Source organism: Corynebacterium antarcticum (genome assembly GCF_016595285.2).
GTDB classification, from domain to species: domain Bacteria; phylum Actinomycetota; class Actinomycetes; order Mycobacteriales; family Mycobacteriaceae; genus Corynebacterium; species Corynebacterium antarcticum.
The window spans coordinates 101,517-116,631 of the sequence record NZ_JAENIP020000001.1 but is presented as its reverse complement, the minus strand read 5'-3'; the positions used below and the strand labels follow the sequence as shown (position 1 = coordinate 116,631).

The following is a 15,115-nucleotide window of genomic DNA, read 5'->3' as shown; positions in this document are numbered from 1 at the left end:
ATGACCGACACGAATCCGGGCCCACACCACGCACACACGACCGTCCCCGTCACGCGCACCGACGTTCTCGTCGCCGCGGTGGCGACCACCATCGGCCTCGCCGGGGTGGTGATGGCGTCCCAGTCCGCGGCACTCGGGATCCCGCTGACGGTGCCGTCCGCCGGGTTGGGGACACTGGTCGCGCTGTCGTTCGCGGGTCAGGGGATTGTTCTGCTGTTCCGCCGACGGCGGCCGGTGGGTGTGTTATGGGCGTGCGGCGCCCTGGACATAGCCGTCGGTGTCCTGTTCGCGATGCTGGAACCCGACGCCGCCAGAGCGAACTCCGTCGCTCTTCCCGTCGCTCTCTACACTCTGTTCCGGGAGAGGGACCTCGACCGGCGCAGTCTGATCAACGGTTCGGCGGCGTTCCTGATCACCCTCACCGTACGGATCATCACCGCCCCGCCTGTCCCGGGCGGAGCCGCACTCACCGCGGTTTCCGTGGCGGGTGCCGTGGTCACGGGCACACTCGTGGCGGTGTCCGCCTACATTCTCCGGCGCCGGGACATGTACACGGAGATCCTCCGGGAGCGTGCCGAGCTGACCGACAGTCGCCGCGCGGCCCTCGCCGAAGCCGCCGCAGCCGAGGAACGGACCCGTATCGCCCGGGAGTTGCACGACACCACCGCCCACCACCTGTCCGCCATCGCGGTCCAGGCGACCGCGGCGCGCGCGGTCATCGACACCGACCCGGTCGCGGCCGCGGCGATACTGCGCCGGATCTCCTCGAGCGCCTCGGCCGCACTCGACGATGTCCGGGAGACCGTCGGGCATCTGCGCGCCAACGCCGGTGGACAGGACGGTGCCGGCGATCTCCCGGGCGGTACCGGGGACCTCACCGCTGCCGCGCTGATCGACGCGGGTCGGAGGGCCGGCACGGACATCACCGCGACACTGGTGTCCGACGAACTGCTGCCCTCGGGGGCCGCCCGGAGGGCGATCCACCGTGTGCTGCAGGAGGCGCTGACCAACGCCAGGCGGCACGCCCCGGGGTGTGCCGTCACCGTGGAAATGACGGAGCGGCGGTTGAGCGTACGGACGTGGGGGCATTTCGTCGACGCACCTCCGGGAACGGGGAGCATCGGCATGTCGGAACGTGCCGCGGCGATCGGTGCACGTCTGCGCAACGACCGGGACGCGGACGGGTGGATCGTCGAACTCGACTGGGGGAGGTGTCGTGATCAGGGTCGTCATCGCCGATGACGAGGCACTCATCCGCACGGGACTGACCACGATCCTCTCCGCCGCCGGGGACATCGAGGTCGTCGGTGAGGCCGCGTCCGGTGGCGCGGCGCTCACCCAGGCGCGGGCCCTCCGGCCCGATGTGGTGTGCATGGACATCCGGATGCCGGACGGGGACGGATTGTGGGCGACTCGGGAGATCACGGCGCTCGCCGAACCGACACCCGCGGTACTGGTGGTGACCACCTTCGACCATGACGAGTACGTGTTCGGGGCACTCGAGTCCGGGGCCTGTGGCGTCGTGCTCAAGGACAGCCCCATGGATGTCCTGGTCGCGGGGGTCCGGCGGGCGGCACGTGGTGAGGGGCTCCTCGACGCCCCGTTGACCAGGCGGGTCATCGGGGAATTCGCGAACCGACGCACCAGGTCCGCGCCCGGCCCCGGGCCTCTCACGGTCCCGCTGACCCCGCGTGAGGTCGACTGCGTCCGTGAACTGTGCCGGGGACAGAGCAACAACGGCATCGCGGCGACCCTGTATCTCGAGCCGTCGACGGTGAAGACGCACCTGTCCAACGTCATGGCCAAGACCGGGGCGAGGGGGCGGGTCCAACTCGTGATCTGGGCGTTCCGTTCGGGGCTGGTCGACAGCTGATCAGGAGTCGTCGGAGGTACGGGCGTCCGCGGTGCTGCCGGGCCAGCCCGGGTACTCGGGGGGTGTGCCGCCGAAGGCGGGGCACAGTGCCTGATGGGAGCACCAGCCGCAGAGTTTGGAGGTCTTCGGGCGGAAGTTTCCGCTGCGCCCGTCCGCCTCGATCTTCGCCCACAGCTCTCCGAGATCACGTTCGAAGTACTCGAGTTCCTCGACGGACGGCGTGAGGAACATCGAGTCGGTGACCTTGAGGTACATGAGTCTCAGCTGCGCCGGGAGAACCCGGTGCAGCCGCCAGTAGACCAGGGCGTAGAACCTCATCTGGAACGTGGCCTGCTGACTGAACCGCGGTATCGGTTTCTTGCCTGTCTTGTAGTCGACGACCCTGATGCGTCCGTCGGAGGCCTCGTCGACGCGGTCGATGAACCCGCGGACCGGTACCCCGTTCGGGAGGACGGACTCCACGTACATCTCGCACGCCTTCGCGGTGAAACCCCGGGGATTCTCCATCTCGAAGTAGCCGCGCAGCAGGGAACGGCACTCGACGAGGAAGTCGTACCGGGCCTCTTCCGGGACGAGCTCGTCGAGCTCCTCGTCGGCCGCGCACATCGCAGCCCAGGTGGGTCTGAGGCGTTTGACGGCCGCCGGGTAGGTGCGCTGCTCAGGCTCCCACTTGTGCATCTGCTCGAGGACGTCGTGGACGAGTGTCCCCTTGACCTGCGCGACCGTCTTCGGTTCGGGGATGCGGTCGATGGCGCGCAGACGGTAGAGCAGCGGGCACTGCTGGTAGTCGTTCGCTCGAGAGGGGGACAGTGCGAGGGGGCGGGGCCGGGTGGACGGACTGGTCGTTGCCGGTGAGGTCATGGAACACCACGTTACCGCCCGTCCCGGTCGGTGATCGCCACGGACGGGCGGTGTGTTGTGCACCGCGGACTTCCCACCGCCTCCGGTGCACAGGTTCGCGGCCCCTACAGTTCAGCCTCGCGCGCAGCGGTGACGAGCCCCTCGACGGTGGCGCGGAGCGAATCGGGTACGGACTGCTCTGTGAGATCGAGGAAGCCACGGACGATGAGGTCCCTGGCGGTGTCCTCGTCCAGACCGAGTGCCATGAGATAGTCGAGCCGGTCTCCGTCGATCATTCCCACGGACGCCTCGTGGCTGAGCTGCGCCTCATCGACCCGTGCCCTCAACGCGGGGACGGAATCGATGTATCCGGTGTCCCGGAGCATGAGCCCGTCACACTCGAGGAACCCGGAGCACCCGCGGCCGATTCCGACGAGCGTGGTGTCGTTGGACACCTCACCCCCGTCGGACACCATCCGGGAGACCTGCTCGGCACGGGACCCCGCACCCTGCAACCGGATCTCGGTGGCCATCTCGCGGTGGGTCCCGACCGGCGCGAACACGACCGAGTGGCTCGTGTCGGTGGCTCCGTCGTCGAGTTCGACGACGGAGTGGGACACATGGTTGCGCAGTCCGGAGACCGCCACCGACACCGAACTGTTCACCGCATCGCGGGCGATCCGCGTCCCGGACCAGGAGTGGACGTCCATCTGCGGTCCCCAGCGTTCGACATCGAGCGAACGGAGCCGCGCCCCCTCGCCGATGAAGGTCTCGGAGACCGACACGTGACGCCCGTGGGTCATCTTCGGCGTGACACCGGAACCGCTGACATGATCGACCCGGGCACCGGCGCCGATGACCGTCAGGTCGTGGACGAACTGACGTTCCTGGGGGACGGTCATGAACGAGAAGCTCTGCAGCGGTGCATCGAGGACCGCGCCGTCATGGACCCACATGAACGTGCCCAGGGGCCGGTCCTGAGACTCGAACGCCCGCCTCAGGACATCGTCCTCGAGTGGATCGACGAGTGAGAACATGAGCTGCTGCACCCACGGGTACGTGACCACGGCATCGGACAACGGCATGATCTCCACCTGCCCGTCGTGGGTGACGATGCGTTCGAAGTGGTGGTCGACCATCAACGAGGTCGCCGCGCAGGAGTCCTCGTCGTGCCAACCGAGGTCCGCGAGGAGCCCCGGGGTCACGCTTCCGCTACCGAGTCCGGGAACCGGGGTGACGGCTGGAACAGTGGATGTCATCGGGATCAGTCCTTAAGTGTTGTCGGAGTGTGAACGGTGCCGGGTCAGGCTGCCCAGCCGTCGGTGCGGACGCGGGCGAGCATGTCGCGGGCGTCCCCGCTGTCGGTCAGGCGTCCGGCGCTCATCAGGTGCGCGATGGGGGAATCGAGGTGGTCGAGGATGAACCCGGTGTGGGTGACGACGAGGGCGCTCCGTGCGGAACCGTCTGGACACGGGGTCTGCAGCAGCTCGGCGAGTGCCCGTCCCACGACCGAGACGTGTTCAAGATCGACCCCCGACTCCGGTTCATCGAGCAGACACATCGTGGGCCGCTGGAGGTGGAGTTTGAGCATCTCGAAGCGGCGCATCTCACCACCGGAGAATCCGCAGTGCACGTCCCGGTCGAGGAACTGCGAGAGATCCAGGCTCTCGGCCGCCGAGGGCAGACGGTCTCCCGCGCGGATGGCCTGCGCGAGTTTCTCCACCGTGATCCCGTGGAGCTTCGGGGGGTGCTGCACCGCGAGACCGAGGCCGGCACGGGCCCGCTCATCGACCGGGAGCTCCGTGATGTCCTGTCCGTTGAGGAGTATCCGCCCACCGGTGACCCGGAACGGTCCCGTACCCATCACGGCGTTGAGGAGGGAGGATTTACCCGATCCGTTCGCGCCGATCAGGACGTGGTTCTCGCCGTGGTTCACGGTGAGGGTGATGTTGTGACAGACGGTGATGTCATCGACGGCGACGGTGACATCGTCCAGTGCGAGCAACGGGGTGGTGGTGTCCATTGGCGATCCTTCTCCCTGGCGTGGTCGGTCCTCCCCGCGGGCTCCGACCTGCGGGGAGCTGGTACTTCAACTCCAGTGTACGGCGAAATGTGAACGGCATTCAGAGTAGGGATAGGGTGACCTGTGTCATGCGTCCTCAACTGGCGAAACAGGCATCACGATCGACTCGGAACACCCGATCCGGGGGTACTCGTTGGGCGGCGGCGATCCGGGTGCCGGGCACAATGGGGGAATGGTCAACAGACTCCGCGGCAGCGACAGCACGTATCTCCTCCAGCACGCCGGCGATCCCGTCGACTGGTGGCCGTTCGGCCCCGAGGCCTTCGCCGAAGCGGCTCGACGCGACGTGCCGGTCCTCGTGTCGATCGGCTACGCCGCGTGCCACTGGTGCCACGTGATGGCCCGCGAGTCCTTCTCCGATCCGGTGATAGCGGAACTGCTCAATGAGCACGCGGTGTGCGTGAAGGTCGACCGGGAGCAGTGCCCGGACGTGGACGCGCTCTACATGCAGGCCACCATCGCGTTGTCCGGTCACGGTGGGTGGCCGATGACCGTGTTCACCGATCCGACGGGGCGGCCGTTCTACGCCGACACCTACGTACCACCGGAGGACCGACCGGGGCGCCCCGGTCTCCCGCGCCTCATCCGGGCCGTGGACGAAACCTGGCGCAACCGGCGTGGCGAGGTCGTCGACATGGGGGAGAAGGTCCGCGGGATGATGGAGCTGCACTCCGCACCCGTGCGCCCGGTCCCCACCGTCGACGGGATCTTCGACCGGGTGACGTCCGCGCTCCGGGACGCGGAGGATCCGGTGCACGGCGGATTCGGTGGTGCCCCGAAGTTCCCGCCCTCCGCCACCCTCCTCGGACTCACCAGGCGGGCGGAGCGGACCGGGAATGACCGTGTGCACGCCCTGGTCGGTAGGACCGTCGAGTCCATGGTCCGCGGTGGGATCTTCGATCAGATCGGCGGGGGATTCGCCCGCTACACGGTGGATGCGGCATGGCGGACGCCCCACTTCGAGAAGATGCTCGACGACAACGCCCTGCTCCTTCGTTCCCTGTCGGCGCACGCGCACGCGACCGGTGACCCGCTCGCGGCCCGGGCGGCGCGGCAGACCGCAGAGTTCCTCTGTTCCCGGCTCCGCCGCGAAGACGGGCTGTTCGCCACGTCACTCGACGCGGACACCGAAGGAGTGGAGGGGGCGACCTACCGCTACACGCGGGAGCGTGTGTCCACCGCGCTCGGGCCGGGGGCCGAGGCGGACGTGGACTGGATCTGTTCCGTACTCGGGATCGACGAGGCCGACGCCGAGGCGGGTGGTTCAGTTCCGGGTCTGCGCCGCGACCCGGAGGACCTAGGACGGTTCCTGTGGATCCGGGATCGCCTCGCCGAGGCCCGGGACCGGGACCCGCAGCCGGGGCGGGATGAGACCGCCACCACCGCGGGAACCGCGATGGTCGTGACCGCCCTCACGGAGGCCGCCGACCTCCTGTCGGGACAGAACGTCTCCGCGGTTCGCGGCTCGGCCACGGACGCACTCCGGGCTCTCGACCGCCTGCACCGGGCACCCGACGGCGTCCTCCTGCGGTTCCGGAACGGCAGCCACGCGTCGCTCGCCGACCTGGCGTGGCTCGGCGTCGCCGCAGCACGCACCGCAGCAGCGGCGTCCTGCACCGGCGATACGGACACCACGACCGACTGTCTCCGCATCCTCCGGGATGCGCTGGGACAGATCGAGGACCGGCACGCCGATCCAGACAATCCGGGCACCTACTTCGACAGTGGAACGGCGATACCGGTGCTCGGACTCCGCGCCCGTGACCCCTTCGACACGGCGGTCCCCGCCGGTGTCGCGGTGGCCGGCGAAGCCTTCCTCACCGGGGCGGCCGTCGTCGGCGCCACCGGGGACACGGACACCGCCGACCGTTGGGCGGACCGGGCCCGGGAGATCCTCGCGGTGCACGGGGAGGTGGCCGGTGCACGTCCACTGCAGGCGGGTGGCTGGCTCTGCCTGGGCGAGATCGCGGCCGCGGGTCCGACGCGTGCAGTGGTCACCCACCCGGCGCCGGACGCCCTCGGGCGACTGCGCCCGCAACTCGACTCTGCCGCGGTCATCCTCGGTGCGGGCAGTGGCTGCTTCGAGGTCGAGGGCCCGGAGCCCGGTGACGGTCCGGCCGTTCAGATCTGCCGCGACGGGGCCTGTGGCCGGGTCGTTCCCCTGTGATGGTTGGATGGAGTACATGATCAGCGTCAGTGACTTCATCCACGCATCCCCGAGCTCGTACCACGCGGCGGATCAGGTCCGGCGGGAGCTGACCGCCGCCGGATTCACCCGACAGGCCGAGGCCGATTCATGGGATGCGGCCCCCGGTGGACACGTGATGGTCCGGGGCGGTGCCGTCATGGCCTGGTACGTCCCCGAGGGGGCGGGACCGGACTCGGGATTCCGCATCGTCGGAGCGCACACCGACTCACCCGGGTTGAAACTCAAGTCGATTCCGGACGCCGGAACCGCCGGCTGGCGGCAGGCGGCCTGCGAGGTGTACGGCGGCCCGGTCCTGTCCACGCTGTTCGACCGCGAGCTCCGGCTCGCCGGACGGGTCATCACCGCGGACGGCACACGGCACCTGGTGGACACCGGCCCGTTGCTCCGCGTCCCGAACCTCGCGATCCATCTCGACCCGAAGGTGAATAAGGGTTTCGAGTACGACCCGCAGCGCCACCTATGTCCGGTCCTCGGCGCCGGTGACCCCCGGGAAACCGTGCTCGAGACCGTCGCCCGCCTGGCGGGAATCGACGGGGAGATCATCGCCCACGATCTGATCACCTGCGACACCCAGGCCCCTGAGCTCTTCGGGGCCGAGCGGGACCTCCTGGCCGCGCCCCGTCTGGACAACCTGTCCAGCGTCTGGCCCGCCACCGCAGCGCTGATCGAAGCCGTGCACGACGGGGCAGCGGACCGGCAGAACGACATCCTCGTCCTGGCGGCCTTCGACTACGAGGAGGTCGGTTCCGGCGCGGTGACCGGCGCGGGCGGACCCATCCTGCAGAACGTCCTCGAGCGCACCGCCGAAGCGCTCGGTGCCACCGGCATCGACGCCAGGGCGAGGATGTACGCACGCTCCTCCTGCATCTCCGCGGACGCCGCACACTCCGTGCACCCGAATTTCGCCGACCGGCACGATCCCGTCAACCGGCCGCTCGCCGGTCTCGGCCCGGCTCTCAAGGTGAACGCGAAGCAGCGGTACGCGACCGACGCCGAGTCCGCGGCCCTCTGGCACCGGATCTGCTCCGCCGCCGAAGCACCCAACCAGGTGTTCGTCTCCGGCAACCACGTACCCTGTGGAACGACCATCGGGCCCATCACGGCGACACGCCTGGGTATCACCACACTCGACACAGGTGTACCCATCCTCTCCATGCACTCCGCACGGGAGATGGCCGCCGCCCGGGACATCGATACGCTCGCACAGATCCTCGGCGCCTACTACGCCGGCGCCTGACAGACCGCCCCCACGACCAGACGAGACACGAACGAGAGACACCCATGGCCTATTCCGGACCCTTCCAGGCGGGAGACCGCGTCCAGCTCACCGACGCGAAACGCCGCCACTTCACGATCGTCCTCAAGGAAGGGGAGAGTTTCTTCACCCACAAGGGCGGCATCGCACACGACGACATCATCGGCCAGCACGAGGGCACCGTGGTGGAATCCTCCCAGGGGGGCCTCTACCTCTGCTTCCGGCACCTGATGGTCGACCATGTTCTGTCGATGCCCCGGGGCGCCGCGGTCATCTACCCGAAGGACTCCGCCCAGATCCTCATCGAGGGAGACATCTTCCCCGGTGCCCGGGTTCTCGAGGCCGGGGCCGGATCCGGTGCCCTGTCGATGACCCTGCTGCGGGCGATCGGTGAGTCCGGCGAACTGATCTCCTACGAGATCCGGCAGGACCACCTCGACTACGCGGAGTCGAACGTCGACGAGTTCTTCGGCGGGCGGCCCGCCACGTGGTCCCCCCGACTGGGTGACCTGAAGGAGGTCACCGTGGACGACATCGGTGGCCCGGTCGACCGCATAATCCTCGACATGCTCGAACCGTGGGAGTGCCTCGACGCGGTCCGCGGACTCCTGTTGCCCGGCGGGGTGTTCATGACATACGTGGCCACCGTCCCGCAGCTGATGAAGGTGATGGAGGGGATCCGCGCACAGGGGTGCTTCACCGAGCCGCGCGCCTGGGAGTCCCTCGTCCGGGACTGGAAGGTCGAGGGACTGGCCACCAGGCCGGAGCACCGGATGAACGCCCACACCGCGTTCCTCGTCTGGGCGAGACGCCTCGCGGACGGCACCGTCGCGCCCCGACCGCAGCGCCGCGCCCGGAAGTGACGCGACCCGACGAGAATGTGTAGAGAACAGCCGGCTCACCCCGGTGGTCTAGATTGGAGTTTCATGAGTACCTCCGCCGACACCCCCGATTCGGAAGACACCACCGCCGACGTTGCCGGGCAGACGATTCCCGCGCCGCGCTCCGCGGCTGACGTGAACCGGGACCTCGCGACGCAGCTACGGCGCGTCCGCCGGGAGAACCGGGAACTGGCGACCCGCAACACCAAGCTCGTCGAGCTGCTCACCGCCTCCCGGCGCAAACTGGCCACCCTCAATGAGCAGCTGGAACAACTCGCGGCACCACCGTCCACGTACGGCACCTATCTCGAGGCGACTCCGGGCATGGAGGAGACCTGCGCCGAGGTCTTCACCTCGAACAGGCGCATGCGCCTGGCCGTCAGCCCACTCATCGACCGCTCTGAACTCGTCCCCGGGGCGCGGGTGCGGCTCGGGGAGGGGGCCCAGGTCGTCGAGGTGTGCGGCTTCGACGACTCCGGCGAGATGGCGGGAGTCACCGAGGTCCTGGAGGACAACCGCGCTCTCGTCGTCGACACCACCGGTGAAGAGCGGCTCGTCCGGCTCGCCGGCCCACTGCTGACCGGCGAGAAGCCCCCGCGCCCGGGTGACACGCTGCTCATCGACACCCGCGCAGGCTACGCATTCGAGGTGATCCCGAAGACCGAGGTCGCGAAACTCGCGCTCGAGGAGGTACCGGACGTCACCTGGTCGGACATCGGGGGACTGGATGACCAGATCACCCGCATCAGGGACGCCGTGGAGCTCCCCTTCACCCATCCCGAACTCTACCGGGCCTACAGCCTCCGGGCGCCCAAGGGGGTCCTGCTCTACGGTCCGCCCGGCTGCGGCAAGACCCTCATCGCGAAGGCTGTGGCAAATTCACTGTCTGAACGGATCGGCGACGGCTCCCGCTCGTACTTCATCAACGTCAAGGGTCCGGAACTCCTGAACAAGTACGTCGGCGAATCGGAGCGCCAGATCCGGCTCATCTTCGAACGCGCGCGGGAACTCGCGGGCGAGGGACGACCCGTCATCGTCTTCTTCGACGAGATGGAGTCCATCTTCCGTACCCGGGGAACCGGGGTGTCCTCCGACATGGAGACCACCGTCGTCCCGCAGCTGCTCGCCGAGCTCGACGGCGTCGAGAGCCTGTCCAACGTCATCGTCATCGGTGCAACGAACCGCGAGGAACTCATCGATCCGGCGATCCTCCGTCCCGGCCGTCTCGACGTCAAGATCCGCGTACGGCGCCCGGACCGGGCCGGAGCGAGAGAGATCTTCCACCGGCTGCTCCATGAGAATGTGCCCGTGGCCGGGGACCCGCAGGAACTCATCGACAACGCGGCGGAGTACCTGTTCCGCCCCCGTCCCTTCGTGGAACTGACGTATCTGGACGGCGGCACCCAGGTCCTCCACTACCACGACTTCATCTCCGGGGCGATGATCGCGAACATCGTCGACCGGGCGAAGAAGGAGGCGATCAAGGACCATCTGGCCGGCACGACGAACGGCATCACCGACGAGCACCTCGCCCGCGCCATCGATGCCGAGAACATGGAGAACGAGGATCTCCCGAACACCTCGAATCCGGACGCCTGGTCCCGCATCACGGGACGCCCCGGCGCGCGGGTCACCGGTGTCCGCGTCCTCGAGACGAACGCCTGATCCGGGTCTTTGCACGCCACGTCAGAAAGAGACACACCATGTCGCGTTTCATCGGTTCCGAGACCGAGTACGGAATCTCCACACCCGACGATCCGACGGCAAGTCCGATCGTCACCTCCACCCACACGGTCCTCGCCTACGCGGTGGCCACCGGAGCGTCGCTGCGCCGGACACGCTGGAACTTCGGTGAGGAGTCCCCGCTGCGGGACGCCCGGGGTTTCGATCTCCGCAGGTTCCGTACGGCCCCGGTCATCGACCCCAACACCGTCGGTGTCGCCAACGTGATCACGTCGTCCGGCGCCAGGTTCTACGTGGATCACGCCCACCCCGAGTACTCCGCCCCGGAGACCTCCGACGCGATGCAGGCGATGATCTACGACGCCGCCGGCGACCTCGTGATGAACCGGGCGGTCGATGCGGTCCACCAGTACACCGCCCGCGACGAGAGCGTCATCGAGGGGCAGCCCCCGTGCCCCGCGCTCAAGGTCTACAAGAACAACGTGGACGGGAAAGGGGCCAGCTACGGGAGTCACGAGAACTACCGCTGGAACCGGTCCACGGACTTCGACGTCCTGACCCACGCCATCATCCCGTTCTTCGTCACCCGGCAGGTGCTGATCGGCGCCGGGCGCGTCGGGCTGGGCGAACGGGGTGAGTCGCCGGGATTCCAGATCAGTCAGAGAGCCGACTACATCGAACAGACCGTGTCACTCGAGACGACCCTCAACAGGGGGATCGTCAACACCCGCGACGAGCCGCACGCGGACGCCGACCGGTGGGGCCGGCTCCACGTCATCATCGGTGACGCAAACATGTCCCAGACGTCGAACCTGCTCAAGTTCGGTCTCACGTCGCTGGTGCTCGACGCGATCGAGGCCGGAGAGGGCTTCTCCGACCTCGAAATCGCGGACCCCGTCGCCGCGGTGAAGCAGGTGTCCCGGGATCTCGACTGCCGGAAGACCCTCCGGCTGGCGGATGGCCGTGAGCTGCGGGCCACCGCAATCCTCCGGGAGTACCTCGCCCGATGCCGCCCAGTCAGTGACACCGACCGTCTCGTGCTGCGCACGGCAGAGGAGCTCCTCGATGATCTCGACGTGGACCCGCTACGCACCGCCGACAGGCTCGACTGGACGGCCAAGTGGTCACTCATCCGGCGGTTCACCGACCGCGGTCTCGGTATCGGGCACCCCAAGATCGCGCTGGTGGATCTGCAGTACGCGGACATCGATCCGGCCCGCGGTCTCCATCACGCACTGGTCCGGCGGGGCAGCATGCGCAGTCTCGTCGATCCGGAGATGATCGAGACCGCGGCACTCACACCCCCGGACGACACGCGTGCGTTCTTCCGCGGCGAGATCATGCGGCGCTGGCCCGACCAGGTTCTCGCGGCGAGCTGGGACACCGTGGTCGTGGTCGGGGACCGGGTCACCGGTCACCATCGCCTCCGGATGCCCGAACTCGATTGTCTGACCCGGGAGAACTGCGGTGAACTCGTGGTCCGGGCCACCGACGCCGCTGATCTGCTCCGCCTCGTGGATGAGCGCAAACTGGCACCGGTCGATCTCATCGGTGGTCCCGGCCGTTGATCCGGTGAATGGCAGGGGCCCGGCACCGGGATGTGTATCCGGTGCCGGGCCCCTTCCGGTTCTGCCTAGCGGCGGAAGATGCTCAGGTTGAAGAAGTGGAACAAGCTCACGATGAGGGAGAGGATCCCACCGAACGACGCGAGAGCCAGCAGGCTGATGCCATGGAATCCGTTGAAGAGACCCGCGAGGAAGCCCGTTCCGCTGCTACCGTCCGTGGTCGGTGCCGGAGTGGAAGTCGTGGTCGGTGCCGGGCTGGACGTCGTCGTCGGTGCTGCCGCGCTGACCTTCACGGTCAGGTCGACGGTTTCGTCGCTGCCGTCCTTGAACGAGACCTTCACCGAGATGGTTGTCTCACCTGCGGCTGTGTCCGCCGAGGGGGCGTAGGTGACGGCGCCGGTCTTCGCGTCGATCGATGCACCGTCGGGAGCGCCGATGAGACTGAACTCGGTTCCCTCCGGGGCGGCCGCAGCTTCGCGTACGGTGGTCGTCGTCTCGTCGAAGACCATACCGGCGGAGGTGACGGACTCACCGGCGGTCACCTCGAGGGTGTCGTCCTCGAAGTAGGCGTCCACGGAATCCGCGGTGCTCTTCGAGTCCGGCTTGTCCGGCGTATGCCCCATGTTCACCACGGCGATGTCCGGATTGTACTGGCCTTCGGCCCCGGGGAGCTCGAGGCGCTGGAGACCCGCGTAATCGACGTACTCGATCTCGCGACGATCGACGATGAACACATCGTTGCCGACCATGACGGTCGCGAGCGGCAGGTTCTTCTCTGTGCCCTTCATGTTGCCGGAGAGTGACGCCTCCTGGAGGACGGTACCCGTGGCCGGGTCAACGACCATGAAGTAGTTCTTCGCGGACGCCACCAGGGCCTGGCCCGCCGAGTTGAAGGTCATGCCCGCGATGGAGACGAGCTTCTCCGGTTCTTCGGCATGGTACGACATGGTGAATTCGCCGTTCTCGTACTTCAGGAACGCGACATTGGAATTGCTGTAGTCGTTGTAGATCCCGATGTTCGTACCGTCCGTGGCGACGCCACGGAAGCTGTGGCTGCGGTCTTCGATCGCCGGTGTGAAGGCTTCGACGAGCGAGGCCTTCGCACCGTCGTTGGCCGGGGTGATGTGGACGGGGAGAGCACCCGGTACCGAACCATCCTTCCGGGGAACGGCGTGATCGTAGACGTAGAGATAGGTGCCGTCATTGAGTGCGCGGAGACCCGAGGTCGCACCGAAGACGTAGGGCGAGCCGTACACCTCGTTGTAGTGCTGCTCCGGGTCGACATCGGGGTACAGCGCGGTGGCATCCGGGAGTTCCACCGTGGTCGTGGTGCCGTCGGAGGCGATCGTCGTGAAACTGGCGGGGTAGTCGTCGACGGAGTCCTCGGGTTTGGGCAGCAGGTGCAGGACACCGAGTGTCCCGTCGGACGAGTCCCGCGAGAATCCCGAGACACTCCCTTCAATGGTCGCGATCTCCGTGGAGGCGCCGAGACCGGAGGAGGACACGGTCGCGCCACGGATGACCGCCGTCGCGGGATCCTGCTTCTGCTCCACCCAGTAGAGGGTGTTCGTCGCGGAGTCGAAGGCGGTGTCGGTCGCGTTGGTAGTCACGAACTCGAAGGTGTCGGAGACCGTGTCCAGGTCGTGGGAGACGACGACGCCCTTACCCGTACCGTACTCGTTCGTCACGTAGAGCACCGATCCGTCGGACAGGCCGTAGAGCCGTTCGGAGTAACCGGCCTTGACCGGGAGCTGGATGCTCTCGGCCAGGGAGTAACCGGCGTCGCCGGACCCGCTCAGCTCGGTTTTGCCCGGGTAGGAGAAGGACAGCGAACTGATGTAGGGGTTTGAGGTGTAGAAGTTCGAGAAGGCCTTCTGACCGTCTTCGAGCAGTGATCCCGCGACACTCTTCCAGGTGGTGGTATCGGTCTGGTTGTTGTAGCGGCCGGCCTTGAAGTCGAGTTTCGCGAACGCCACCTCTTCGACCCCCAGCCATTCGCCGGTCAGGTAGACCCGGGAGTTCACGGTCGCGTAGAGAGTTCCGGTGCCCTCGGCTGCATCGAAGACGATCTTCGGGTCGGCGACGGTGAGATCCAGCTGGCAGCCACCGCGCACGGGTTCGTCGCCCTCGCAGTACTTCATGTAGTTGACCGTTCCTCCGTACTGGACGACGGTGTTGCCTTCCGCGTCTGAGTCGGTGGACTTGTACGGCCAGAGGAACGTTCCGTCGACGAGTTCCGCACCGTCGAACAGATGGGTAGCCCCACCGGTGTAGTTGTTGAATGAGTCTCGGATCTCCCACTCGAGGGCGGGCGTCGAGTCCGCGTATTCCTGGGTGACGCCGGGACGCGGGGTGATGCCTATGGTGTCGTCGACGCCGGCGATCGCGGGAGCCGCGACACCGAGGCTGACTGAGATTGCGGTCACCGTGGCGAGCCCGATGCGGGTGAGTCGGCCGGAGTTGGTTCTGGGCACTGATGGGTCCTTAGGGGATCTGGTGTTCGGATTCGGCCACCGGTTGGAGTATCTTCCGGAATTTCGGGGTGACTTCACCGGTGATTGGTGACAACACTAACAGAGGTTAGGCGGTCCTCACCATCACTTTTGCAGCCGCCTAAACACGGGAGAATCACGGAGAACCGTCGCCGACACCTTCCACCGGCCAGCCAGGCGCCCGATGGGTGCGATCGGCGGCCCGAGTAGGTAGTCACCCATCAACCGAACGGT

Annotated in this window: 11 protein-coding genes; 7 read left to right on the top strand and 4 right to left on the bottom strand. The window is 67.5% G+C overall.

Annotated features, from left to right (window positions below; translation table 11 throughout):
* Positions 1 to 1,242, top strand: coding sequence for a sensor histidine kinase (locus JIM95_RS00480; RefSeq protein ID WP_200257506.1), 1,242 nt, complete (start codon positions 1 to 3; stop codon positions 1,240 to 1,242).
* A complete protein-coding gene (locus JIM95_RS00475) occupies positions 1,217 to 1,873 on the top strand; it encodes a response regulator (protein WP_200257505.1) in 657 nt (218 codons plus the stop codon). Before JIM95_RS00480 ends, JIM95_RS00475 begins: the two co-directional genes overlap by 26 nt.
* On the opposite strand, the gene JIM95_RS00470 is transcribed toward JIM95_RS00475, so the two are convergent.
* The 3 genes from JIM95_RS00470 to JIM95_RS00460 all read right to left on the bottom strand — a co-directional run bounded on the left by JIM95_RS00470 (position 1,874) and on the right by JIM95_RS00460 (position 4,736).
* Complete coding sequence (locus JIM95_RS00470) at positions 1,874 to 2,734, bottom strand: RecB family exonuclease (protein WP_200257503.1); 861 nt, start codon at positions 2,732 to 2,734, stop codon at positions 1,874 to 1,876.
* A gap of 104 nt (positions 2,735 to 2,838) precedes the next feature.
* Positions 2,839 to 3,972, bottom strand: a complete 1,134-nt coding sequence (locus JIM95_RS00465; RefSeq protein WP_200257502.1) for a SufD family Fe-S cluster assembly protein — start codon at positions 3,970 to 3,972, stop codon at positions 2,839 to 2,841.
* 44 nt (positions 3,973 to 4,016) lie between these two features.
* Positions 4,017 to 4,736 carry an ATP-binding cassette domain-containing protein gene (locus JIM95_RS00460; protein WP_200257500.1) on the bottom strand — a complete coding sequence of 240 codons (720 nt, stop codon included), beginning with the start codon at positions 4,734 to 4,736 and terminating at the stop codon, positions 4,017 to 4,019.
* A 232-nt stretch (positions 4,737 to 4,968) separates the two neighbouring features.
* Between JIM95_RS00460 and JIM95_RS00455 the strand changes: the two genes are divergently transcribed.
* The 5 genes from JIM95_RS00455 (at position 4,969) to dop (ending at position 12,392) form a co-directional block, all read left to right on the top strand.
* On the top strand, positions 4,969 to 6,963 hold the full coding sequence (locus JIM95_RS00455; protein ID WP_200257498.1) for a thioredoxin domain-containing protein: 1,995 nt from the start codon (positions 4,969 to 4,971) through the stop codon (positions 6,961 to 6,963).
* 16 nt (positions 6,964 to 6,979) lie between these two features.
* Positions 6,980 to 8,242 (top strand): M18 family aminopeptidase, encoded by a 1,263-nt coding sequence (locus tag JIM95_RS00450; protein WP_410170732.1) that lies wholly within the window; start codon positions 6,980 to 6,982, stop codon positions 8,240 to 8,242.
* A gap of 44 nt (positions 8,243 to 8,286) precedes the next feature.
* Positions 8,287 to 9,123 carry a tRNA (adenine-N1)-methyltransferase gene (locus tag JIM95_RS00445; protein WP_200257495.1) on the top strand — a complete coding sequence of 279 codons (837 nt, stop codon included), beginning with the start codon at positions 8,287 to 8,289 and terminating at the stop codon, positions 9,121 to 9,123.
* Positions 9,124 to 9,186: 63 nt separating this feature from the next.
* Complete coding sequence (gene arc / locus JIM95_RS00440; protein WP_200257493.1) at positions 9,187 to 10,806, top strand: proteasome ATPase; 1,620 nt, start codon at positions 9,187 to 9,189, stop codon at positions 10,804 to 10,806.
* 38 nt (positions 10,807 to 10,844) lie between these two features.
* Entirely contained in the window at positions 10,845 to 12,392 is a 1,548-nt protein-coding gene (gene dop, locus JIM95_RS00435; RefSeq protein ID WP_200257491.1) for a depupylase/deamidase Dop, read from the top strand.
* A gap of 65 nt (positions 12,393 to 12,457) precedes the next feature.
* Here the strand turns inward: dop and JIM95_RS11450 are convergent, their stop codons facing one another.
* Positions 12,458 to 14,863, bottom strand: coding sequence for an HtaA domain-containing protein (locus JIM95_RS11450; RefSeq protein ID WP_200257489.1), 2,406 nt, complete (start codon positions 14,861 to 14,863; stop codon positions 12,458 to 12,460).
* Positions 14,864 to 15,115: the final 252 nt, after the last annotated feature.